Raw genomic sequence first — 23545 nt, 5'->3', positions numbered from 1 at the left:
CGGAGCCCTGGGCCTCCATGACGGCGACCGGGGCGAAGTTCTCCGACGCGATCATCTCGAGGGTGGACTGCTGGCGGTGCAGCTCGGCGTCGAGCGCCGCCGCCACGTCCGGGTCGAGCTCGCGCAGCGGGGTGTTCATGAGCGACACGTGAACTCCTTGAAGAACTGCGGGCGATGAGGACGGGACCGGGTTGACCGGGTCGGTGCAGGCGACAGACACGGTCACAGGGCCATCGGCTCGGCGAAGCCCTGCGCGACGGGCTCGGCGACCCCGGCCACGACCGGCTCGGCGGCCACCGGCACGGCCGGCCGCGCGTCACCGCGCGTCAGCTCCCGGCGTACCCGGGTGAACGGCCGCGGCCGGTCGATCGCGAGAGCCGCCGTGGTCACCCCGTCCCGCTCGTAGAGCGCGAGGAAGCTCCCGTCCTCCACGGCACCCTCGACGACGCGGACCAGGTCCCCGTCCCTCCTGCGCCCGGCGAACTGGATGCGCGAGCCGTACTGGTCCGACCAGAAGTACGGCAGCGGCCGCACGGTCTCGACGGTGCGGCCCGCCAGCAGGTTGCGTACGGCGACGCGCGGCTGGGCGGTGGCGCTCGTCCAGTGCTCGGCGCGCGCCCCGCCCACACGGGCCACGTCGCCCACGGCCACGACCTGGGGCAGCGCCGTGACACAGCCGTCGTCGCAGAGGACCCCGTCGTGCAGCGCGAGTGTCGAACCGGCGAGCCAGCCCGTGTTGGGGACGGCCCCGATACCGACGACGACCACATCGGCGGGCAGTACCCGCCCGTCGACGAGCTCCACCCCGTTGACCGCGACGTCGCCGCGCAGTGCCGCGACGCCCACGCCCGTCACCAGTTCCACCCCGCCGCGGTGGTGCAGCCCCGCGCACACCGCGGCCATCTCGGGGCCCAGCTGCGGCAGGAGCGGCAGCGGCGCGGCCTCCACGACGGTCACGGAGTGCCCGAGCCCGGCGCACGACGAGGCGGTCTCGGCGCCGATGAACCCGCCGCCGATCACGACCACGCGCCGCGGTCCGCTGAGCAGTTCGGCGCGCAGGGAGCGGGCGTCGTCCAGGGTCCTGAGGGTGTGCACGCCCATGAGGGCGGGGCCCGGCAGCCGCCGGGCGCTCGCGCCGGTGGCGATGACGACCCCGTCCGTGGACACTGTGCGCCCGTCCTCCAGGAGGACGGTGCGGCCGCGTGCGTCGAGCCCGCGGGCCCGTACGCCGAACATCCACTCAGCGCCCAGTTCCAGCGTCTCGTCGACGTCGGAGAGGGCGAGCTGGTCCTCGTCGGCCTTCCCGGTGAGGAAGTCCTTGGACAGCGGCGGGCGGTCGTACGGGCGGTGAGTCTCCTCGCCGACGATGACGAGACGGCCGTCGAAGCCCTGGGCGCGCAGCTCGCGGGCGGCGTACAGGCCGGCGAGCGATGCGCCCACCACGGTCACGGTCCTCATCGCGCTCTCCGTCCTCGCTTCGTTGACAGTGCTCATGCGGCGGTACCTTCCTCGGCGGCCGGATGGACATGGACCACGCCGTCCTCGACGGTCACCCGGTGGGTGCGTACGGGGCGGCGGGCGGGCAGGCAGGTCGGCTGACCTGTGCGGAGATCGAATGAAGCCTCGTGAAGCGGGCATTCGACCAGACAGCCCTCCAGCCAGCCCTCCGACAGGGAGGCGTCCTGGTGGGTGCAGGTGTCGTCGATGGCGTACAGCTCACCGTCAGCGTTGAAGACGGCGATGGGCGGTGCTGTGTCGATGCGGACGGATCCGCCGGTGGGGAGGTCTTCAAGGCGGCAGACGGGAATCACGGGCCCCCCTCATGGTCCAGGACTGTCTGACTGAGGACTGTTCGGTAACATGGCGTTTCGTATGGCGCACGAGGAAGCGCTATGCGCAACAGAATCCGGTCGAGATGCCCGCCGCGTCAAGGGCTTCTCGAAGACGCGACCCGACAAAGGGTCGCCAGGTGGTGAGAGTTGAGTGATGACCCGCAAGCAATTGCAGGCTGAACCAGGCACGACAGCACCGGAGAAACAACCCAAGGGTGCGGCCGGCGCCGTCCAGTCCGTGGACCGTGCGGTGAGCGTGCTCGAGATCCTCGCCCGGCACGGCGAGGCGGGCGTCACCGAGATCGCCGAAGAGCTGGACGTGCACAAGTCCACCGCGTTCCGGCTGCTCGGCGTGCTGGAGAACAGGGGCCTGGTGGGACAGGCGAAGGACCGGGGAAAGTACTACCTGGGGGCGGGTGTACTGCGCCTCGCGGGGGCGGCCGCAGTACGCCTGGACATCTCCCAGGAGGGCGTCCCCGTCTGCCGCGAACTGGCCGACGAACTGGGCGAGACGGTCAACATCGCGATCCTCGACGACGATGTCGCCGTGAACATCATGCAGGCGCGCGGCTCCGCCTCCGTGACCGCGCAGAACTGGCTGGGCAGACGCACGCCCCTGCACGCCACGTCCAGCGGCAAGGTGCTGCTCGCACATCTCCCGCCGACGCTGCGCGAGGGCCTGCTGGCCCGCCCGCTGGCCCGTTTCACGCCGCACACGGCGACCGGGGCGGTGGCGCTGCGGGCCGAACTGGAGGCGGTGATGGAGCAGGGGTTCGCCGTGGCCGTCGAGGAGCTGGAGATCGGCCTGGCCGCGGTCGCGGCACCCGTGTTCGCCCACGACGGAAAGGTCATCGGCGCGATCAGCACGTCGGGGCCGGTGTACCGGCTGACCGAGGAGCACATCCCTGAGCTGGCCAAACGGACGGTGGCCGCCTCGACCGAGCTGTCGCGGCGGATGGGATACGGGTTCTAGCCGGAAAGACGCGCAGCACGCTTACTGAACGCGGGGTCAGGGAAACCTGGCCCCGCGTTCTGTGTGTGTCGACGAGGTTTCGCGGCGGGGCCACCCTTTGCCAAGCATTAACTCCCACCCCTTGACGGCGCCTTGTCGTCGTTCCCAAGATGTCTCTCATCGCGCAACCCATCGTGCAATGCGCAACAGCAGAGGGAGTTTGGTCGTGCCACATGAGGTCCGCGCCGTCGTCGCTGTGAAGAAGGGTGCACCCGTCGAGGTGCAGACCATCGTCGTTCCCGACCCCGGACCGGGAGAGGTCCTGGTCAAGGTGCAGGCCTGCGGGGTCTGCCACACGGATCTGCACTACCGGGAGGGCGCCATCAACGACGACTTCCCGTTCCTGCTCGGCCACGAGGCGGCCGGCACGGTCGAGGAGGTCGGCGAAGGCGTCACCGACCTCACCCCCGGCGACTACGTGGTGCTCGCCTGGCGCGCCCCCTGCGGCAACTGCCGCTCCTGCCGCCGCGGCCGCCCCTGGTACTGCTTCGACTCCCGCAACGCGACGCAGCCGATGACCCTCCTCGACGGAACCCCCCTGAGCCCGGCCCTCGGCATCGGCGCGTTCGCCGAGAAGACCCTGGTCGCGGCCGGTCAGGCGGTCAAGGTCGACCCGGCGGCCCGCCCCGAGGCCGCGGGCCTGATCGGCTGCGGCGTGATGGCCGGCTACGGCGCGGCCGTGAACACCGGCAACGTCCAGCGCGGCGACACGGTCGCCGTCATCGGCTGCGGCGGCGTCGGCAACGCGGCCATCGCGGGCGCCTGTCTCAACGGCGCGCGCCGCGTCATCGCCGTCGACATCGACGACAAGAAGCTCGACCAGGCGGAGAAGTTCGGCGCCACGCACACCGTCAACTCCCGTGGCACGGACCCGGTCGAGGCCGTGCGCGCCCTCACCGACGGCTTCGGCGTCGACATCGCCATCGACGCGGTCGGCCGCCCGGAGACGTACAAGCAGGCGTTCTACATGCGTGACCACGCGGGTGTCCTGGTGCAGGTCGGTGTGCCCGACCCCGCGATGCAGCTGGAGATCCCGCTCATCGACCTCTTCTCGCGCGGCGGCTCCCTCAAGTCGTCCTGGTACGGGGACTGCCTGCCGAGCCGCGACTTCCCGGTCCTCATCGACCAGTACCTCTACGGCCTGCTCGACCTGAACGGGTTCGTCACCGAGACGATCTCCCTCGACCAGGTGGAGGAGGCGTTCGCGAAGATGCACAGCGGCGAGGTGCTGCGCTCGGTGGTGGTCCTGTGAGCACCGCGGTCCGCGCCGAACGCGTCGTCACCTCCGGCACGTTCAGCCTCGACGGCGAGACCTTCGACGTCGACAACAACGTCTGGCTGATCGGCGACGACGACGAGGTCCTGGTCGTCGACGCGGCGCACGACGCCGCCGCGATCACCGCGGCCGTCGCCGGTCGCCGCGTGACCGCGATCGTCTGCACCCACGGCCACGACGACCACATCGGCGCCGCGGCCGAACTCTCCGAGGCCACCGGAGCGCCCGTCCTCCTGCACCCCGCCGAGCGCGACCTGTGGGAGGCGGTGCACCCCGACCGCAAGCCGGACGCGGAGCTCACCGACGGGATGCTCCTGACCGTCGCCGGCGTCGACGTGCAGGTCCTGCACACCCCCGGGCACTCCTGGGGCAGTTGCAGCCTCTACGTGCCGTCCCTCGGCGCCGTCCTCACCGGCGACACCCTCTTCCACGGCGGCCCGGGAGCGACCGGCCGCTCGTACTCCGACGCCCCGACGATCGCGGCGTCCATCCGCGCCCGGCTCCTCACCCTGCCGGGCGGCACCGTCGTCCACACCGGCCACGGCCAGGACACGACGATCGCCGCCGAGCGCGCCAACATACCTGCCGCATAGGCCATTCCATCCCCACCACCATGAGGAGGGGCATGTCCAGCACGCCCGTAAAGCCCGGAACCTCCAGCCCTCGCGTCGTCGTCATCGGCGCCGGAATCGTCGGCTGCTCCCTCGCCGACGAGCTCACCGCGCGCGGCTGGACCGACGTCACCGTCCTCGAACAGGGCCCGCTGCCGGCCCCCGGCGGCTCCACGTCGCACGCGCCAGGACTGGTCTTCCAGACGGGCCCGTCCAAGACGCTGACGGAGTTCGCGCAGTACACCGTGGAGAAGTTCAACTCCCTCGAGGTGGACGGAGTTTCCTGCTTCAACCCGGTGGGCGGCCTGGAGCTGGCGACCACCCCCGAGCGCTGGGCCGACCTGCACCGCAAGGCCGGCTACGCCGCGTCCTGGGGCGTACGGGGAGAGCTGGTCTCCGCCGAGCGCTGCAAGGAACTGTGGCCTCTCGTCGACGAGTCGGCGGTCCTCGGCGGCTTCCACACCCCCGACGACGGACTCGCCCGCGCCCTGCTCGCCTCCCGCGCCCAGATGGAGCGGGCCCGCGAGCGCGGTGCCACGTTCCTCGACCGCCACACGGTCACCGGCATCGAACAGGAGGACGGCAAGGTCACCGCCGTGGTCACCGACCGCGGCACCTTCCCCGCCGACCACGTCGTGTCCGCGGCCGGCTTCTGGGGCCCGGTCATCGGCCGCATGGCCGGGGTCGACGTCCCGCTCCTGCCCCTCGCGCACCAGTACGCCAAGACCAAGCCCATGGCGGAGCTCGCCGGGGTCAACGACCCCCGCACGGAAGCCTCGAAGCCGATCCTCCGCTTCCAGGACCGCGATCTGTACTTCCGTGAGCACACCGACCGCATCGGCATCGGCAGTTACGCCCACAAGCCGCTGCCCGTCGACCCGTTCGCGGTCCTCGACTACGACGCGGCCCGCGCGAACGAGCTGGACATGCCGTCCTCGCTCCCCTTCACCGAGGAGGACTGGGCGCCCAGCTGGGAGGACTGCCGCTGGCTGATCCCGGCCCTGCGCGACACGGAGATCGAGGAGGGCTTCAACGGCGTCTTCTCCTTCACCCCGGACGGCATGCCCGTGCTCGGCGAGTCCCGGGCGGTGCGCGGCTTCTGGCTGGCCGAGGCGGTCTGGGTCACGCACTCCGCGGGCGTCGCGAAGGCGGTCGCCGAGTGGATGGTCGACGGACAGCCCTCCATCGACGTCCACGAGTGCGACCTCACCCGCTTCGAGGACGCCCAGCGCTCCCCCGCGTACGTCCACGACCGCGGCGCGCAGCAGTTCGCCGAGGTCTACGACGTCCTGCACCCGCTCCAGCCGGCGGACCAGCCGCGCCCGCTGCGCGTCAGCCCCTTCTACGCCCGCCAGCAGGAGCTCGGCGCGTACTTCCTGGAGGGCGGCGGCTGGGAGCGTCCGCACTGGTACGAGGCGAACGCGGGTCTGCCCACCGGCGACCTGCCCGGGCGCGACGCCTGGTCGGCCCGCTACTGGTCGCCCATCGCGGCGGCCGAGGCGAAGGCCACCCGCGAGAAGGTCGCGCTGTACGACATGACGCCGCTGCGCCGCCTGGAGGTCACGGGCCCCGGCGCCCTCGACTTCCTCCAGCGCATGACGTCGAACAACCTCGCCAAGAAGCCGGGCGCCGTCACCTACACGCTGCTCCTCAACGAGCATGGGGGCATCCGCTCCGACCTGACCGTCGCCCGGCTCGCGCCGGACCACTTCCAGATCGGCGCCAACTCCCCCGCCGACCTCGACTGGCTGACCCGGCACGCCCCGGCCGACGTACAGATCCGGGACATCACCTCCGGCACCTGCTGTATCGGCGTCTGGGGGCCGCTCGCCCGCGACCTCGTCCAGCCGCTGACCCGCGACGACTTCAGCCACGAGGGCTTCGGCTACTTCCGCGCCAAGCAGACCTACCTCGGCCACGTCCCCATCACCGCGATGCGCCTGAGTTACGTCGGTGAGCTGGGCTGGGAGCTGTACACCACGGCCGACATGGGTCTGCGCCTCTGGGACACGCTGTGGGAGGCGGGACAGGAGCACGGTGTCATCGCCGCCGGGCGCTCGGCGTTCAACAGCCTGCGCCTGGAGAAGGGTTACCGCTCCTGGGGCCACGACATGAACGAGGAGCACGACCCGTACGAGTCGGGCGTCGGCTTCGCCGTGCGCATGGACCGCGGTGACTTCCTCGGCAAGGAGGCGCTCGAAGGCAAGGGCGAGCCGGCGCGCAGGCTGACGCCGCTCCTCCTGGACGACCCGGCCGCCGTCGTCCTCGGCAAGGAGCCCGTCCTCGTCGACGGCGCCCCCGCCGGCTACGTCACCAGCGCGAGTTACGGCTACACGCTGGGCCGCTGCATCGCCTACGCGTGGCTGCCGGTGCTGCCCACCGGCACCGGAGTGCACATCGAGTACTTCGGCGAGAAGGTCGCCGCGACCGTCGCCGAGGAGCCGCTGTTCGACCCGAAGATGACCCGCATCCGCCGCTAGTCACCCGGAGGTTACCGGCCATGTCTCCCACCTACGACGTGATCGTGATCGGCCTCGGCGGCATGGGCAGCGCCGCCGCCCACCACCTCTCCGCGCGCGGGGCCCGTGTGCTCGGCCTGGAGAAGTTCGGCCCGGTCCACAACCACGGCTCCAGCCACGGCGGTTCGCGCATCACCCGGCAGTCCTACTTCGAGGACCCGGCGTACGTCCCGCTGCTGCTGCGCTCGTACGAGCTCTACGCGGAGCTCGAACGGGCCACCGGCCGCGCGGTCACCACCCTGTGCGGCGGCGTGATGCTCGGCCGTCCCGACTCCCGCACCGTCTCGGGCTCCCTGCTGTCGGCCCTGGAGTGGGACCTGCCGCACGAGATGCTCGGCGCCCGCGACATCCGCCGCCGCTTCCCGACGCTCACGCCGAAGGACGACGAGGTGGCGCTCTACGAGGAGCGGGCAGGGCTCGTGCGCCCCGAGCACACCGTCGCCGCCCACCTGCAGCTCGCCACCCGCCAGGAGGCCGACCTGCACTTCGAGGAGCCGATGACGCGCTGGGAGCCGTACAAGGACGGCGTGCGCGTGCACACGGCCGAAAACACTTATACGGCCGGTCAGTTGGTGATCTGCCCCGGCGCCTGGGCGCCGGACCTGCTGACCGACCTCGGAGTGCCGTTCAGCATCGAGCGGCAGGTCATGTACTGGTTCCAGCCGACGGGTGGAACCGCCCCGTTCCGCGCCGAGAACCACCCGGTGTACATCTGGGAGGACGCGGCCGGCGTCCAGACCTACGGCTTCCCGTCCATCGACGGACCCGACATGGGCGCGAAGGTCGCCTTCTTCCGCAAGGGCGTCGAGTGCACGCCGGAGACCATCGACCGGACCGTGCACGACGACGAGGTCAGAGCCATGGCGGACCACCTGGCGGGCCAGATCCCCAGCCTGCCCGGCACCTTCCTCAAGGCCGCGACCTGCATGTACTCCAACACCCCCGACGAGCACTTCGTCATCGCCCGGCACCCCGCACACCCCGAGAACGTCACCGTGGCCTGCGGGTTCTCCGGCCACGGCTTCAAGTTCGTGCCCGTCGTCGGCGAGATCGTCGCCGACCTCGCACTCACCGGCACCACCGAACACCCCATCGAGCTCTTCGACCCCAGCCGCCTCGCCGCCGCGCCCGCCTGAGGAGTACGCACGTGACGACGACCCCCGTCTCCCCCAGCCTGATGGCCACTCTGCCCGGCCACTACTACACCGATCCGGAGATCTTCCGGCAGGAGCAGGAACGCATCTTCGAGTCGATGTGGTTCTGCGCCGTGCGCTCCGCCGACCTCGACAAGCCCGGCGCCTTCCGCACCGTGCAGGTCGGCCGTGAGAGCGTCCTCATCACCCGCTCCCGCACCGGCGAGCTGCGGGCCTTCCTCAACGTCTGCCGCCACCGCGGCGCCCGCCTGTGCACGGAGGAGTCCGGTGAGGTCCGCCGCAACCTCCAGTGCCCGTACCACGCGTGGACCTACGACCTCGACGGCAAGCTCGTCGCGGCGCCGAACCTGACGCAGATGCCGGACGTCGACCGCACCGAGTACGGCCTGGTCAAGGTGGCCCTGCGCGAGTGGCTCGGCTACGCCTGGGTGAGCCTCGCCGACACGCCGCCCTCCTTCGAGGAGACCGTGGTCGGCGCGGCCGTCGAGCGGCTCGGCGACACTGCGTCCATCGAGCGCTACCGCACCGAGAACCTCGCGCTCGGCAAGCGGATCACGTACGACGTGAAGGCCAACTGGAAGCTGATCGTCGAGAACTTCATGGAGTGCTACCACTGCGCGACGATCCACCCCGAACTGACCGACGTCCTGCCGGAGTTCGCCGACGGCTACGCCGCCCAGTACTACGTGGGCCACGGCGCCGAGTTCGGTGACGGCGTGAAGGGCTTCACCGTCGACGGCAGCGAGGGCTTCGCCAAGCTGCCCGAGGTAGCCGACGACCAGGACCGCCGCTACTACGCGATCACCGTGAAGCCGACGGTCTTCATCAACCTGGTCCCCGACCACGTCATCCTGCACCGGATGTTCCCGATGGCCGAGGACCGCACGATCGTCGAGTGCGACTGGCTGTACGCGCCCGAGGTCGTCGAGTCCGGGGCGGACGTGACGAAGTCCGTGGAGCTGTTCCACCGGGTCAACGCCCAGGACTTCGAGGCCTGTGAACGGACCCAGCCGGCGATGGACTCCCGGGCCTACCGGCGCGGCGGCGTCCTCGTCCCGACCGAGCACCACATCGGGATCTTCCACGAATGGCTGACCGGCCAGCTGGGCGGTACCCATGCCTGACCTGTTCATCGGTGGCGTGTGGACCACCCCCAAGGACGAGCGGACCCGTGAGATCCGGTGCCCCGCCGACGGCTCGCTCGTCGCCGTGGTCGACGAGGCCGGCGCCAAGGACACCGCCGACGCGATCGCGGCGGCCCGCCGCGCCTTCGACGAGGGGCCCTGGCCCCGGATGACGGCGGCCGAGCACGGCGACCTGCTGCTGCGCGTGGCCGACCTCCTGGTCCGCGACAAGGACGCGCTGGCCCGCGCCGAGTCCCTGGACACCGGCAAGCGCCTGGTCGAGAGCGCGTACGACATCGACGACATCGCGAACTGCTTCCGCTACTTCGGGCGGCTCGCGACGGCCGACACCGGGCGCGTCGTCGAGACGGGCACCGAGGACACGGACAGCCGGGTCGTGTACGAGCCGGTCGGGGTGTGCGCCCTGATCACGCCGTGGAACTACCCGCTGCTGCAGACCGCGTGGAAGGTCGCCCCGGCGCTCGCGGCCGGTAACACCTTCGTCCTCAAGCCGAGCGAGCTCACCCCGCACACGGCGATCCATCTGATGCGCCTGCTCGACGAGGCGGGACTGCCCCCGGGCGTCGCCAACCTGGTCCTCGGCGCGGGCCCGGAGGCGGGCGCGCCGCTCGGCGACCACCCGGACGTCGACCTGGTGTCCTTCACGGGCGGCCTGCAGACGGGGCGGATGCTGATGGCCGCCGCGGCGGGCACCGTCAAGAAGGTGGCCCTCGAACTCGGCGGCAAGAACCCGAACATCGTGTTCGCCGACGCCGACTTCGAGACGGCCGTCGACATGGCGCTCACCGCGATCTTCCTGCACTCGGGTCAGGTCTGCTCGGCCGGCGCGCGCCTCCTCGTGGAGGACTCGCTGCACGACCGGTTCGTCGACGAGGTCGTGCGGCGGGCCGAACTCATCCGCCTCGGCGGCCCGTTCGACGAGGACGCGCAGACGGGGCCGCTGATCTCGGCGCAGCACCGCGCCAAGGTCGAGGCGTACGTCGCGCGGGGCATCGAGGAGGGGGCGGTGCTGCGCTGCGGCGGCGACCGGCCGATCGGGGAGGCGTACGAGAACGGCTTCTACTACCTGCCGACCGTCCTCGACGCGTGCGCGAGCGGCATGTCCGTCGTGCAGGACGAGTCCTTCGGTCCCGTCCTGACGGTCGAGCGGTTCACCGACGAGGACGAGGCGGTCCGCCTCGCGAACGACTCGGTCTACGGGCTCGCGGGCGCCGTCTGGACGAGCGACGAGGCGAAGGCCGCGCGCGTCGCGGCGGGCCTGCGGCTCGGCACGGTGTGGATCAACGACTACCACCCGTACGTCCCCCAGGCGGAGTGGGGCGGCTACAAGCAGTCGGGCTTCGGGCGCGAACTCGGCCCCTCGGGCCTCGCCGAGTACCGCGAGACCAAGCACATCTGGCGCAACACGCGGCCGGTGCCGCAGGGCTGGTTCGGCCCGTCGCAGGAGTGTCCCTCAGAGGGAGGCGCGTCATGACGCAACCGGCCACGGGCCACAGCGAGCAGCAGAGCGGGGACGACGCCGAACTCGCCGAGTTCGGTTACAAGCCCGAGCTCAAGCGCACCCTCGGCAGCTTCCACACCTTCGCCGCGGGCATCAGCTACATCTCCATCCTCACCGGCACCTTCCAGCTGTTCTACTTCGGTTTCGCCAGCGGCGGGCCCGCGTACTGGTGGTCATGGCCGATGGTGTTCGGCGGCCAGTTCATGGTCGCCCTGTGCTTCGCCGAGCTGGCGGCCCGCTATCCCGTCGCGGGCTCCGTCTACAACTGGGCGAAGAAGGTGGGCAACCCGCACATCGGCTGGCTCGCCGGCTGGATGATGCTGCTCGCCTCGGTCGTGTCGATCGCGGCGGTGGCGCTCGCCTACCAGCTGACGCTGCCGCAGATCTCGTCGGCCTTCCAGTTCATCGGGGACGGCACCGGTCAGTACGACGTCGCGACGAACGCCGTCGTCCTGGCCGCCGTACTGATCCTGTTCACGACGCTCGTCAACGCCTTCGGCGTGAAGCTGATGGCGACGATCAACACGGCCGGCGTCTTCCTCGAACTGATCGCGACTGTCGCCCTGATCGTGCTGTTCGCCGTCCACATCGTGCGCGGCCCGCAGGTCGTGACGCAGACGGCGGGCACGGGCCACGGCCAGTCCTTCGGCTACCTGGGCGCGTTCCTCGTCGCGTCGCTGGCCTCCGCGTACGTCATGTACGGCTTCGACACGGCGGCCTCGCTCGGCGAGGAGTCGCTCGACCCGACGCGGGGAGCGCCGCGCGCCATCATCCGCGCGATCGTCGCCTCGTTCGTCCTCGGCGGTCTGATCCTGCTGCTCGCCCTGATGAGCGTGTCGAGCCTGACCGGCAAGAAGCTGTCGACGGACGGCCTCCAGTACGTCGTCCTCGACGTGCTCGGCCCGACGGCCGGCAAGGCGATGCTGTGGTGCGTCCTGATCGCCGTCACGGTCTGCGCGCTCGCCGTGCACACCGCCGCGATCCGGCTCGCCTTCGCGATGTCCCGGGACAACAACCTGCCGGCGTCGTCGGTCCTCGGCCGGGTCAGCCCCCGCTTCAAGACGCCGGTCGCCCCGGCCATCGTCATCGGCGTCCTGGCGCTCGCGATCCTGGTCGTCAACATCCGCCAGCCGCAGATCTTCACCGTGGTCACCAGCATCGGCATCATCATGATCTACGTCGCCTATCTGCTGGTCACCGGGCCGATGCTGGTGGCGCGGCTGCGCGGGAAGTGGCAGCCGGCGGGCAACGGGAAGTTCTCCCTCGGCCGCTGGGGGCTGCCCGTCAACATCCTCGCCGTGCTGTGGGGCGGCGCGATGACGCTCAATCTGATCTGGCCGCGCTCGGCCGTCTACAACGCCACCGCCCCGTACCACTGGTACCTGCGCTGGGGCGCCGTCCTGTTCGTCGGGGTGATCGCGGGCGGCGGCTTCGCCTACTACTGGTTCGTCCAGCGGCACCGCACCGGTGTCCTCGCCGAACACGCGGCCGAGGCCGCCCCGTCCGATAAGCCCGATGAGTCCGATGAGTCCGTCGCCCTGGAGGAGGTCCCCACCTCATGAATCAGCCCGTCAACTCTGATGTCTTCGACTACGTCGTCGTCGGCGGCGGCACCGCGGGAAACGTGGTCGCGGCGCGTCTGTCCGAGGACCCCAACGTCACCGTGTGCGTCCTGGAGGCGGGTCCGAGCGACGTCGGTGACGACAACGTCCTCCAACTAGACCGCTGGATGGGCCTGTTGGAGTCCGGCTACGACTGGGACTACCCCGTCGAGCCGCAGGCCAGCGGCAACAGCTTCATGCGGCACGCCCGCGCCAAGGTCCTCGGCGGCTGCTCGTCCCACAACTCGTGCATCGCGTTCTGGGCGCCGGCCGAGGACTTGGACGGCTGGGCCGCGGGGGGCTGCAAGGGCTGGGGCGCGTCGGACGTGTTCCCGCTGTACAAGCGCCTGGAGAACAACGACGCCCCCGGCGACCACCACGGCCGCAGCGGCCCGGTGAAGCTGCGCAGCATCAAGGGCGACGACCCGTGCGGCACCGCCCTGCTCGCGGCGTGCGCCGAGGCGGGCATCCCGACGACGCCGTTCAACACCGGCTCCACGGTGATCCGCGGCGCCCACTGGTTCCAGATCAACTCCGACGAGAACAACATCCGGCAGTCCTCGTCCGTGGCCTATCTGCACCCCGTCATGGGCAAGCGGCCGAACCTGTCGGTGCTCACGGGTGTGCGGGCCAAGCGGCTCGTCTTCGAGGGCAGGCGCTGCGTGGGCACCGAGTACCTCGACCCGGACATGATCCACACCCGGACCGTGCGGGCCCGCCGTGAGGTGGTCGTCTCCTGCGGCTCCATCGACACGCCGAAGCTCCTCATGCTGTCGGGCATCGGCCCGGCCGCGCACCTGCGCGAGGTGGGCGTGGACGTCCTGGTCGACTCCCCCGGCGTCGGCGAGAACCTCCAGGACCACCCCGAGGGCGTGATCATGTGGGAGGCGAAGCAGCCGATGACCACCACGTCCAGCCAGTGGTGGGAGGCCGGCATCTTCTACGACACCGAGCCCGGCCTGGACCGGCCCGACCTGATGTTCCACTACGGATCCGTGCCCTTCGACATGAACACCGCGCGCCACGGCTATCCGACGTCGGAGAACGCCTTCTGCCTCACGCCCAACGTGACGCGCGCGAAGTCACGCGGCACGGTCCGGCTGCGCACCCGCGACTACCGTGACAAGCCGCTGGTCGACCCGCGCTACTTCACGCACGAGCACGACGCGCGCGTGATGACGTACGGGCTGAAGCTGGCGCGGCGGATCGCCCAGCAGCCCGCGCTCAGCGGCTGGGCGGGCGCCGAGCTGGCCCCGGGACCGGACGTCCGCACCGACGACGAGCTCCTCGACTACATCCACAAGACCCACAACACCGTCTACCACCCGGCCTGCACGGTGAAGATGGGCGCCGACGACGACACCTCGGCCCCGCTCGACGCGCGGCTGCGCGTGAAGGGGACCGAGGGCCTGCGCGTCTGCGACGGCTCGGTGATGCCGGACCTCGTCACGGTCAATCCGTGCATCACGACCATGATGATCGGCGAGAAGTGCGCCGACATGCTGCGGGCGGACGCCTGATCGGTTTAATCCGGCTGGTTCGCGGGGCGCTTGTACATGCGCGTCGCCGTGATCTCCCCGTGCACGGTCTCCTCGGCCGGGTCCTGCTGCGGCAGGCCCGGCCGGAGGTGTTCCTCGACGCTGATGTACTTCAGCCCCGCCCTGAGGTCCGCGTCGTTGCGCAGCCGGATGACCAGCGGGAACTCCGCGAGCGCCGTCGTGTCGAACAGGCCGGTGGTGTAGAGGAGTTGGACGCCGAGCGCGTCGGACACGGCCCGCTGGAGTTCAAGCAGGTACGTGGCGTTGGCGCGGCCGATCGGGTTGTCGAGGAACAGCGTGCCGGCGTGGCGGTGCTTGTCGCGGCCCCGGTCGTTCGAGCGGAGGGCGGCCATCGTGCAGTACAGGGCGATGGCCGCCGTGAGCAGCTGGCCGCCGGAGAACACGTCGCCCATCTGACCGACGGGGACCCGCTCGGCGCGCAGCACGGCGTCCGGCTTGAGGATCTCGACGGCGATGCCCTTGGGCTGGAGCGCGGCGGCGACACCGCGCAGGAGCAGGGACATGCCGTCGCGGCGCAGGTCGGAGTTCTTCTTGACGGCGGCGCGGGTCGCCTCGTCGACGACCTCGCCGAGGCGCTCCACGAGGGTCGCCTGGTCGGGCTCCTCGAAGCGGATCCGCACGAACTCCTGGCCCGACCACTCGCCGAGCCCTTCGGGCAGACGGGACAGGCGCTGGGCGGAACGCAGCGTGGCGAGCGCCGACTCGACGAGGCCGCGCAGCCGGTCCACGATCGAGTCGCGGTTGCGCTCCAGCTGCTCCAGCTCGTCCGTCAGGACGCGCAGCCGGGGCGCGAACGCGTCCGCCCACTTGCGCGCGTGCTCCGGCAGCGCGGAGGCGGGCAGCTCCCGGATCTGCTGACGCGCCGGGGTGCGCACCTGCTCGTAGCGCGTGGCGTTCGCGTGCCGGACGAGGATGTCGCTCGCGTCGCGCACGGCGGCCTCGGCGGCGGACAGGTCGGCGGCGCAGCCGCGCAGGGAGCGGCGGGTCTCGGCCGCCGCGTGCCGGGCCTCCTCCAGGGTGCCGGGGTAGGACTCGGGCTCGTCCTGCTCGGTCTCGTGCTGCCGGTCGGGGTGGTCTCGCAGCAGGTCCTTGAGGAGCGCGGCGGTCTCCTCGAAGCCGCCGGTGCCGTCCTCGGCGGCGCGGTGGGCGTCGAGGAGTTCGGTGTGGGCGGCGCGGGCCACGGTCAACGCCTCGGTGCGGGCCGCGAGTTCACCCGTGGCGGTGCGCAGGAGCGTCTGGGCGTGTTCGGCGCCGGTCGGGACGAGGTCGTCGGGCAGCTCGGTGTGGGCGTCGTCGCCGTCTTCGGGTGCGTGCCGCTCGGCCTCGCCGCGCAGGCGTCCCAGCTGCTCGCTCGCGGTGGAGACGCGGGCTTCCAGGAGCTGGACCAGTTCGTCGGCGCGGGCGGCGGCCGCCTGTCGCGAGGGTCCGTCGGAGCCGTCGGGGGACTCCAGGAGCTGGGCGGCGCGGGTGCGGACCTTGTTGCTGAGCCGGTCGAGCTCGGCGAGCGCGGCGCTCTCGTCGCTCTCCGCGCGGGCCTGCTCGGCGCGCAGGTCGGCGCCGACGCCGACCTTCTCGTACACCTGGGAGGCCGCGCGGTACGCCTCGCGCAGGGCGGGCAGCGACGGCTTCGGCGCGGCACCCTCCGGGTCCGGCCGCTCCGGTACGTCGTCGGGGGCGCCGGCGATCTCGGCGCGTTCGGCGCGCAGGGCGCGGGCGGTGCGGCGGGCGTCGTCGGCCCCGCGCTGGGCGGCCCTGCGGTCCTCGTCTGCGGCGCGGGCGCGCTCCAGGCAGGTCTGGGCGCGCGCCTCGGACTCGACGGCCTCGTCGGCGAGTTCGCGCAGCTTGGCCTGCCAGCCGGCCCGCTCCCGGAGCCGGAACGCGAGCCCGGCGAGGGCGTCGGCGACGCGCCGCGCGCGCTGGGCGGCGTCCTGCCGCTCGTCGCGGAGGCTGGTGGCTTCCGTGGCGGTCTCGTCCGCCTCGGCGCGGACCGTGCGGGCTTCGGCGAGCTCGGCCTCGGCCTCGTCGGCGAAGGCGCGTGCCTCCTGGGCGGCCGTGGCCAGTTCCGTGAGGCGGCCGGCCGGGCAGCCGGTGCGCCAGGAGCCGATCCGGGCGGCGAGCTCGCGGTCCTTGGCGAGGCGGCCGGCGAGGGCACGGATCTCCTCGTCGCGCTCCGTCGCGCGCGTGCGCAGTGCCTGACGCTCCTCGTCGGCGGCGAGCTCGTCGTGCATGGCCGGGTTCGGCGGCACGAGGAAGACGCCACTGTCGGCGCCCTCGTCATGCGGCGTGGGGGCGAGCAGGGCGGCAGCCGTACCCACGGCGACGGCGGAGCGGGGCAGCAGGGCGGCGGAGCCGAGTGCCTCGCGGGCCCGGGCGTGGGTGTCCGGGTCGGTGATGACGACGCCGTCGACGAGCTCGGGGCGTGCGGCGAGCACGCGCGCGTGGTCGGCGGGGTCGACGGCCTGGGCGAGATAGCGCCAGCCGGGCAGGGCGGGGATGCCGTGTTCGCCGAGGAACTCGACGGTGGCGAGGACGTCGGGGCCCGGCGGCAGCAGCCCGCCGTCACCGAGCGCGCCCAGGATGCGGGCGTCGTCGGCGGCGGCCGTGCGCAGGTCGAAGAGCTGGCGTTCGGCGGCGGTGACGCCGTCGTCGAGGAGCGCCTTGAGGTCGTCGGCGGCGCGGTCCAACTCCTCGGCGGTGAGCGGAGTTTCGGTGCGTACGGCGGTCGTAATGCGGGCGGGGCCGGTCGCGGCCGCTTCGGTCTCGGCGCCCCGGGGTGCGGGCACACCTCCGCTCGGCAGCGCGGACAGCCCGAGCAGCTCCGCGACGCGCTCCTCGCGCGCGAGGGCGTCGGCGGCGCGGTGCTCGGCCGCGTACGCGTTCTCGGCGGCCGTCGCGGCGTCCGCGGCGCGGGCCGCGGTGAGTTCGGCGCGGGCCTCGGCGCCCGCGGCCTCGCGCGCGTGCTCGCTCGCGCGGCGCGCGGCCTCGCGGGCCGTGTCCCAGGCCGCGACGGTGGTCTTCTCCGCGTCGCTCGCGGCGAGCGCCGCGCGTGCGGGGTCGGCGTCGGGCGCCGTGTCGTCGAGCCAGCCGGCCCGTACGGCCTCGGCGGTCTCCTGCTCGACCTCGGCAAGGCGCTGGCGCAGATGTCCGGCCTCGCTGCGGGCGCGCTGCGCCTCGGTGGCGGCGGCCGTCGCGTCGCGGTGGGCCGTCTCGCCGGTCTCCTGGAGCGCGGCGGAACGCTCCTCGCCCTCGTTGGCGTGCTGCTCGGCGCTCTCGGCGGCGCCGTGCAGGGCGCGTACGAGGTCGGCGGCGGCCTTGGCGCGGGCGGCGAGCGCCGGGGCGGCGTCCCGCTCGGCCTCGCGGATGGCGACGGCCACGCGCGCGGAGCGGTCGGCGGCGGCGCGGTGGCGCAGGACGGCCTCGGCGGCCTGCCAGGCGGCGTGCAGGGTGCGGGCGTCGGCCAGTTCGCGCTTCTGTGCGGCGGCGGCCTTCTCGGCTCCGGCGAGCGCCAACGAGGCGTGCCGGTACGCCAGTTCGGAGGCGATCAGGGTGCTGCGGCCGCGGGCCTGCTCCGCCTCGCCGACGGTGTGCGCTGCGGCGGTGACCTGCTGGGCGAGGTCGGCGGCGCGGCCGCGCTCCAGGGCGGCGCGGGCCGCGAGGCGGCGGGCCAGGGTGCGGGTGCGGCGCTCCGCCCCGGCGTGCACGTCACGCGCGCGTGCCCGGGTGTCCGCGGCGTCCACGATGCGGCCGAGGAGGTCCACGGAGCCGGCCGTGAACTCGCGTTCGGCGATGAGCTCGGCCCGGCGTCCCAGCTTGTTGCCGAAGCCGCTGACCAGGTCGGCGAGCCCGTCCGTGTCCCGGGTGTCGGTGACGGCGCGCAGAAGCAGGTCGGTGAAGTCGGAGTCCTTCTTGACGGCGAAGAGGCCGGCGGCCTCACCCTCGTCCGCGTTCATCTCCCGCTGGTAGCGGAAGAGTTCGGGGTCGAGACCGAGGTCGCCCAGGTGCTCGTTCCACCGGTCGTGGATCTCTTCCCAGTGCACTTCGAGATGCGGATACGCCTTGCCCGCGTCGGTCAGGGCGTCCCGGAAGCCCTTCATGGTGCGCCGCCGGCCCTGGGCACCCGAGGCGCCCTCGACGGACGCGCGTACGGCGGTGGACTCGGCGACGGGCAGCGAGTCCAGGCTCATCCCGGGCCCCGGGCGGAACGAGTACCAGGCCTCGGCGAACTTGCGCGGGTCGTTCGAGACCTGCCGCCCCCGCCACTCGCTGACCTTGCCGACGACGACGCACTCGCCGGTGAGGGTGTGCTGCCACTCCAGGGCCACGTGTCCGCAGTCGTCGGCGAGCAGGAACTTGCGCAGCACACCGGAACTGGCGCCGCCCAGCGTGTTCCGGTGCCCCGGCAGCATCACGGAGAAGATCAGCTTGAGCAGGACGGACTTGCCGCCGCCGTTCTCCAGGAAGAGCACGCCCGCGGGCGCGGGGCGGCGCGGCGGGCCGACGGGCTCGTCCTCGAAGAACTCCGCCTGCATGGGGGCGGGGTCGGGCACGGGCTCGCCGACGCCCCGCAGGTCCAGGACGGTGTCGGCGTAGCGCGCACCGGCGGGCCCGATGGAGTAGAGGCGAATCCGGGACAGCTCGTACATGGCGGCGGACTCTCGTCGTAGTAAGTCGTCGTGAAACGTGGGGGGATGGAGGGGTGGGGGGTGCGGCGGGGCGCGGGTCAGGAGTGGAACGGGAGTCCCGCGTCGGCCACGAGCTCGCCGTCGTCCTCGTCGACGGGCGGCAGCAGGCTCGCGGAGCCGTCCGTGACGGGCACGATGCCGAGGTCGGCCAGCTCGCCGAGGGCGGCTGTGCCGGCCAGGTCGCGCACCTGGAGCTGGTAGCGGGCCGTGGTGCGGTAGGTGCCGCCCGAGTCGTCGCCCGTTCTCTGCAGGAACCCGGAGTCGGTGAGGAACGCGACGGCCTTGCCCACGATGCCGGTGGTGGATCCGGCGAGGCGGCGCGCGTCCTTCGTGGCGCCGGTCGAGCTGCGCCGGGCCCAGATGCGCCACGCGGCTTCGAGTCCCGGGGCGTCGGAGGCCGGGTCGGTGTTCTCGCCCTGTTCCTCGGCGCGCTCCTCCAGGCGGCGGCAGGCCTGGCGGACGAACGCGTCCACGCCGTTGACCGTGACGCGGCCGATGTAGCCGTCGTCGGCGAGGTCCTCGGGGCGCGGGAACGCCATGGCGGCGACGGCGAGATGGGCGAGGCCGTGCAGGAAGCGGTCGGTGCCGTCGGCGGAGGCGCGGCGCGCGTAGTCGCCCATGCGGACGGCGAACACGGAGTCCTCGGCGGCGGTCACGGCCATCCCCGCGCGCGGGGACACCTCCAGGACGACGAGGCCGAGCCCGGCGGCGACGGCGTCGGCGAGCCGCGCGAACGGCGGGTCCTCGCGGTAGCGGCGCAGCAGTTCGGCGTACTCCTGGTCGCGGGCGGGCTGCAGCTTGGGCTGGAGGCCGAAGGCGACGAGCCGGGCCGCGTCGGCGGCGTCGGCGGGGGTCACGGGCGCGCCGGCCGCCGGAGCCTCGGAGGGCTCCGCCTCGCCCCACGCGGCGTGCTCTGCGGGGTGATCGGTGGTCACGGCTGGTGCTCCTTGCTGAGGCGTACGGCTCTGGGGTCTGCTACGGCTCTGGGGTCTGCGTCGAAAAGGGTGCGCGGCGCGCGCGGGCGGGGCATTACGCGGCCTCCGTCCGGTCGGCCGCCATGCCCGCGGCGTCGAGCAGGGCCGTGCCGACGATGAGGTCGGCGCCGCCGAACTCGGGGTCGTCGAGCTCGGTGCCGTCGTCCACGGCGAACAGCAGCTTCTCCTCGCCCTGGCGGTAGGCCGTGCCGACCGGCGGGCTGGCCGCGTGGACGGACAACAGGGCGACCAGATACGGGAGTTCGGGGTCGCGGCGGCGGGCCTCCGCGAGCAGTCCGGACAGCCGGCGCGGCGCGTCGGAGGGCAGGTCGAGGAGCTCCATCGCGCTCGCGAGCTGCTCCTCGCTGAACCGGCTGTCGTCGGGCGTCGCGATCAGGTCCGGCTCGGGCATCTCGACCCCGAGGTGCTCCCGCTCCTGGGGCGGCGTCAGCAGGATGTCGATCAGGTCCCCGACCCGTACGGACACGGGCGTACGCATGCCTGTCCCGCGCGCGAAGAACGCGTCGGTGACGCGGACCGCCTGCTCGGCCGGCAGCGGCAGCAGGGGCGCGACGAGCTGCCCGTACAGGTCGAGGCCCGCGCGCGCGGAGGGCGTGGCGAACGCCTGCCGGTCCTGCTCGGCGCGGAACAGCGGGCCGGCTTCGAGGAGGCGGGACTGGAGCTGGGTGTGGCGGCGGATGCAGTCCTTGACGATGTCGACGAGCTCGGCGGCGCGCCGCTTGTGCTCGGGGTCCTCGGACTCGTCGCGGGCCTTGCGGATGTTCGTGAGGATCGCGTTCTCGTGGCGGTAGCGGTCGGCCACGTGGTCGAGTGCCTCGGCGATCATGTCCGGGACGGCGTTCAGCCAGTCCACCGCGCGGACGTTGCGCCGGGTCGCGTCCAGGGCTCGGCGCAGGGTCTCGGAGTACTGCACGGTCCGGTAGCGGGCCTGCTCCGCGGCGAGCTGGGCGTCGGCGAGGCGGCCGCGGCTGATCAGCACCTCCAGCTTCACCTCGGCGGCGATCTGGGCGCTGGTGACGTCCGTGTCGAGGGCGCCCACCAGGACGTTGACCGCTTCGTCCGTGGTGCGGAGGTAGACGCTGCCCCCGTAGCCGGGGACCTCCTCGATGAGCTTGAAGTCGTAGTCCCTGCGGACGTACGTGCCGTCGGGTGCGAACGTGCCGTACACGGCGCGGAAGCCGCGGTCGACGCTGCCGACGTTGATCAGGTTCTCCAGGACCCAGCGGGCCACGCGCTCGTGCTCGGCGGCAGGGCGCTGCGGGGCCTGCGCGCCGACGCGCGGGATGAGCCTGGCCACTATCTGCTCGTGGTCGGCGCCCGTGTCGAAGTCCATGTTCAGAGTGACGAGGTCGATGGCGGAGAGGGCCACCTCGGCCATGCCGTATCCGGAGTACTCGCCCGCGAGATTGGCCTTGCGCACGTCGAGGTCGTGCAGCGGGGCCGTGCAGGCGAGCGCGCGGAGGCGGCGCGCGAGCCCTTCGTCGGCGGCCGGGCCCGGTGCGGGCCGCGGCCCCGCGCTGAGCTGGGGCGGAACGAAGTCCGTGGTGGCAGGCGAAGTCACGGAGCACAGACTAGGTCCTAGGTCTGACAACGGTCGAAACGGCGCAGAAGCGACCGCACCCGCCGCTTGCCCCGCGCACCCCCCGGAGGCCGGGTACGCAGTGCGCCACGAGCCGTCAGACGACGGGCTGTTCACTCTCGGCGACCCGGCGCCCGTACACGTCGACGAGGCCCTCGCGGGAGTCGTCGAGGTACTCGGCGAGCAGCCGCTCGGCCTCGTCGGGGCGGCCCGCCTCCAGGGTCTCGAGGATCTGCCGGTTGCGGACGAGGTAGGGCTCGTGCAGGCGGCGCGGGTCGTCCACGACGTGGAACGCGAGGCGCAGTTCGGCGAAGACGCTGCGCATCAGCTCGTCGGTGCGCGCGCTGCCCGCGAGGGCGACGAGCTCGCGGTGGAAGTGGATGTTGGCGGTGGAGACGCCCTTCCACTCGCGCGCCTCGGCGGCGCGGTAGCCGTCGGCGACGGCTTCGGCGACGCCGTTCAGGTCGTACGGGGGCCGGCCGAGGCCGCGTACCACCGCGCACTGGACGAGGCGCCGGGTGAGGTAGATGTCCTCGACGTCCTCGACGGTGAGCACGCGGACGAAGACGCCGCGGTTGAGCTGGTGCACCAGGAGCCGCTCGTGGGTGAGCAGCCGGAAGGCCTCGCGCAGCGTGTTGCGCGAGACGCCGAGGGCGCCGCCGATGCTGTCCTCCGAGAGCCGCGTCCCCGGCGGGAAGAACCCCTCCGCGATCCGGCTCCTGAGAATGTCCGAGACCCGCTCGGCGGTGCTGGTACGCCCGAGGAGCGCGCGGTCGTCGGCCAGTCCGTTCAGTTCACCCACGTCCGAATTCAAGCGCAGATACGAGAACGAGACAACATGCGTATTGGGGGATCGTTCAACAAGGTTTCCCGACGTGAGCGACGTGAGCGGGCCGTCCCTTCCTCCTTCACGCCGCATCCGGCCGCTCCACCGCCGTCAGGGCCGCGAGCGCCGACACCACGGCGCTCGACGCCCGCCGGTCGAGGCGGGCGCTGGTGCCGCGGGCCTGGTGGCGCAGCTCGTCCGCCGCCAGGGCGAGGAGCTGGGGCAGCAGGTCGGTGCACCGCCGTGCGACCCAGCCCGTGCCCGCGGTGGCGAGCCACCACAGGCTCGCCGAGCGCGTGGGCGCGGGCCTCTCGGGCCGCGGCGACGGCGGGGTGCCGTGCGCGCGCCCCTCGGCCGCGAGCAGGGTGTGGAAGCGGGCGGCGAGCACCCGGTGTCCGCGCTCGCCGGGGTGCAGCCGGTCCGCGCTCCACATCGCGCGGTCGGCGACCCACGCCTCCTCGGCCGCGTGCAGATGGACGGCGCCGTAGCGGTCGGAGAGAGCGTGGACGACCGAGTTCACGGCCTGCTGGCGTCGCGCGAGCGGATGGCCGAGGAGGCCGGGCAGGCCCAGCATGGCGCCGGGGTCGGGCAGGCACGCGGTGAGCAGGACCGCGCCCTGTTCCGTGACCGCCGCGTACACCTGGTCGAGGCGGGCGGCCACGGCGTGGATGTCGAACGTGCGCCGCAGGGTGTCGTTGACGCCGACCACGACGGAGGCGACGTCGGGGCGCAGGGCGAGCGCCGCGGGGAGCTGCCGGTCGAGGACGTCGTGCGTCTGGGCGCCGCTCACCGCGAGGTTGTGGAACTCCACGGGGACGCCGTCCGGCGCGAGCCCGGCGGCGAGGAGTGCGGCCCAGCCGCGCCAGGTGTCGCCGACCGGGTCCCCGACCCCTTCGGTGAGGGAGTCCCCGAGCGCGACGAACCGCAGACCACCACTCATACGGCATCCGGCCCGGCCCCCCGGAGCGCCGCTCATACGGCATCCCGCCCGGTCACCCGGAGCGGCACGTCGGCGGTCACGCGCGCCACGTCGTGCACGGTCATACGGGCCGCATCGTGCGCCGGCTCGCGCCCCGCATCGCCCGCGGTCACACGTCCCGCGTCATGCGCCGTCACACGCCCCGCGTCGCGCGCCGTCACGAGCCCTGCATCGCCCGTCGGCGGCACCCGTCCCGCATCGCCCGGCGCCACACGCCCCGCGCCGTGCGCCGCCACACGCCCCGCATCGCGCGCCGTCACGAGCCCTGCATCGC

17 protein-coding genes and 1 pseudogene are annotated in these 23545 nt (G+C 72.6%); 9 read left to right on the top strand and 9 right to left on the bottom strand.

Translation table 11 applies throughout. The annotated features are described in order from the left end of the window. The 3 genes and pseudogenes from EOT10_RS40505 to EOT10_RS40495 form a co-directional block, all read right to left on the bottom strand. A pseudogene (locus tag EOT10_RS40505) lies at positions 1-148 on the bottom strand (serine hydroxymethyltransferase); the annotation flags it as partial. A 74-nt stretch (positions 149-222) separates the two neighbouring features. Then, complete coding sequence (locus EOT10_RS40500; protein ID WP_189492749.1) at positions 223-1458, bottom strand: NAD(P)/FAD-dependent oxidoreductase; 1236 nt, start codon at positions 1456-1458, stop codon at positions 223-225. Positions 1459-1490: 32 nt separating this feature from the next. Next, on the bottom strand, positions 1491-1811 hold the full coding sequence (locus EOT10_RS40495) for a bifunctional 3-phenylpropionate/cinnamic acid dioxygenase ferredoxin subunit (RefSeq protein ID WP_127833374.1): 321 nt from the start codon (positions 1809-1811) through the stop codon (positions 1491-1493). Positions 1812-1986: 175 nt separating this feature from the next. Between EOT10_RS40495 and EOT10_RS40490 the strand changes: the two genes are divergently transcribed. The 9 genes from EOT10_RS40490 to EOT10_RS40450 all read left to right on the top strand — a co-directional run bounded on the left by EOT10_RS40490 (position 1987) and on the right by EOT10_RS40450 (position 14171). After that, a complete protein-coding gene (locus EOT10_RS40490; RefSeq protein ID WP_127833373.1) occupies positions 1987-2805 on the top strand; it encodes an IclR family transcriptional regulator in 819 nt (272 codons plus the stop codon). Positions 2806-3010: 205 nt separating this feature from the next. Next, the gene (locus EOT10_RS40485; RefSeq protein ID WP_127833372.1) at positions 3011-4096 is read left to right on the top strand and encodes an S-(hydroxymethyl)mycothiol dehydrogenase; all 1086 of its coding nucleotides are present in this window, start codon (positions 3011-3013) and stop codon (positions 4094-4096) included. Next, complete coding sequence (locus EOT10_RS40480; RefSeq protein ID WP_127833371.1) at positions 4093-4713, top strand: MBL fold metallo-hydrolase; 621 nt, start codon at positions 4093-4095, stop codon at positions 4711-4713. Before EOT10_RS40485 ends, EOT10_RS40480 begins: the two co-directional genes overlap by 4 nt. Positions 4714-4745: 32 nt before the next feature. Then, entirely contained in the window at positions 4746-7211 is a 2466-nt protein-coding gene (locus tag EOT10_RS40475) for a GcvT family protein (protein ID WP_127833370.1), read from the top strand. A 20-nt stretch (positions 7212-7231) separates the two neighbouring features. Then, a complete protein-coding gene (solA, locus tag EOT10_RS40470; RefSeq protein ID WP_127833369.1) occupies positions 7232-8386 on the top strand; it encodes an N-methyl-L-tryptophan oxidase in 1155 nt (384 codons plus the stop codon). Between the two features lie 41 nt (positions 8387-8427). Then, complete coding sequence (locus tag EOT10_RS40465) at positions 8428-9528, top strand: aromatic ring-hydroxylating oxygenase subunit alpha (protein ID WP_431313376.1); 1101 nt, start codon at positions 8428-8430, stop codon at positions 9526-9528. Then, complete coding sequence (locus EOT10_RS40460) at positions 9521-11023, top strand: aldehyde dehydrogenase family protein (RefSeq protein ID WP_127833368.1); 1503 nt, start codon at positions 9521-9523, stop codon at positions 11021-11023. The genes EOT10_RS40465 and EOT10_RS40460 overlap by 8 nt, the downstream gene beginning before the upstream one ends. Further along, positions 11020-12612, top strand: coding sequence for an APC family permease (locus EOT10_RS40455; RefSeq protein ID WP_127833367.1), 1593 nt, complete (start codon positions 11020-11022; stop codon positions 12610-12612). The genes EOT10_RS40460 and EOT10_RS40455 overlap by 4 nt, the downstream gene beginning before the upstream one ends. After that, positions 12609-14171: a GMC family oxidoreductase gene (locus tag EOT10_RS40450; protein WP_127833366.1), complete on the top strand. Its 1563-nt coding sequence runs from the start codon at positions 12609-12611 to the stop codon at positions 14169-14171. The genes EOT10_RS40455 and EOT10_RS40450 overlap by 4 nt, the downstream gene beginning before the upstream one ends. A gap of 5 nt (positions 14172-14176) precedes the next feature. Here EOT10_RS40450 and EOT10_RS40445 read toward each other — a convergent pair whose 3' ends face one another. The 6 genes from EOT10_RS40445 to EOT10_RS40420 form a co-directional block, all read right to left on the bottom strand. Continuing rightward, positions 14177-18853 carry a hypothetical protein gene (locus EOT10_RS40445; protein ID WP_127833365.1) on the bottom strand — a complete coding sequence of 1559 codons (4677 nt, stop codon included), beginning with the start codon at positions 18851-18853 and terminating at the stop codon, positions 14177-14179. 77 nt (positions 18854-18930) lie between these two features. After that, the gene (locus EOT10_RS40440) at positions 18931-19827 is read right to left on the bottom strand and encodes a hypothetical protein (RefSeq protein WP_127833364.1); all 897 of its coding nucleotides are present in this window, start codon (positions 19825-19827) and stop codon (positions 18931-18933) included. A 94-nt stretch (positions 19828-19921) separates the two neighbouring features. Then, a complete protein-coding gene (locus tag EOT10_RS40435) occupies positions 19922-21448 on the bottom strand; it encodes a hypothetical protein (protein WP_127833363.1) in 1527 nt (508 codons plus the stop codon). 115 nt (positions 21449-21563) lie between these two features. Next, positions 21564-22268: a GntR family transcriptional regulator gene (locus tag EOT10_RS40430; RefSeq protein ID WP_223281524.1), complete on the bottom strand. Its 705-nt coding sequence runs from the start codon at positions 22266-22268 to the stop codon at positions 21564-21566. Positions 22269-22374: 106 nt separating this feature from the next. After that, positions 22375-23232, bottom strand: coding sequence for an SGNH/GDSL hydrolase family protein (locus EOT10_RS40425; RefSeq protein ID WP_127833361.1), 858 nt, complete (start codon positions 23230-23232; stop codon positions 22375-22377). A 32-nt stretch (positions 23233-23264) separates the two neighbouring features. Then, positions 23265-23545, bottom strand: a 281-nt coding sequence (locus EOT10_RS40420) for a hypothetical protein (protein WP_223281523.1), incomplete at its 5' end; no start/stop codon positions are given.

The sequence above is a fragment of the Streptomyces antnestii genome, assembly GCF_004005495.1.
Taxonomy (GTDB): Bacteria; Actinomycetota; Actinomycetes; order Streptomycetales; family Streptomycetaceae; genus Streptomyces; species Streptomyces antnestii.
Note: the sequence above shows the minus strand (reverse complement) of the source record. Positions and strands in the feature narration are given on the sequence as shown.

Bases quoted from the DNA above. Each gene is read 5' to 3' on its own strand.
- EOT10_RS40425 (WP_127833361.1), bottom strand. From the start codon at position 23,232: ATGAGTGGTGGTCTGCGGTTCGTCGCGCTCGGGGACTCCCTCACCGAA.
- EOT10_RS40450 (WP_127833366.1), top strand. From the start codon at position 12,609: ATGAATCAGCCCGTCAACTCTGATGTCTTCGACTACGTCGTCGTCGGC.
- EOT10_RS40455 (WP_127833367.1), top strand. From the start codon at position 11,020: ATGACGCAACCGGCCACGGGCCACAGCGAGCAGCAGAGCGGGGACGAC.
- EOT10_RS40445 (WP_127833365.1), bottom strand. From the start codon at position 18,853: ATGTACGAGCTGTCCCGGATTCGCCTCTACTCCATCGGGCCCGCCGGT.
- EOT10_RS40460 (WP_127833368.1), top strand. From the start codon at position 9,521: ATGCCTGACCTGTTCATCGGTGGCGTGTGGACCACCCCCAAGGACGAG.
- EOT10_RS40465 (WP_431313376.1), top strand. From the start codon at position 8,428: ATGGCCACTCTGCCCGGCCACTACTACACCGATCCGGAGATCTTCCGG.
- EOT10_RS40475 (WP_127833370.1), top strand. From the start codon at position 4,746: ATGTCCAGCACGCCCGTAAAGCCCGGAACCTCCAGCCCTCGCGTCGTC.
- EOT10_RS40490 (WP_127833373.1), top strand. From the start codon at position 1,987: ATGACCCGCAAGCAATTGCAGGCTGAACCAGGCACGACAGCACCGGAG.
- solA (WP_127833369.1), top strand. From the start codon at position 7,232: ATGTCTCCCACCTACGACGTGATCGTGATCGGCCTCGGCGGCATGGGC.
- EOT10_RS40500 (WP_189492749.1), bottom strand. From the start codon at position 1,458: ATGAGGACCGTGACCGTGGTGGGCGCATCGCTCGCCGGCCTGTACGCC.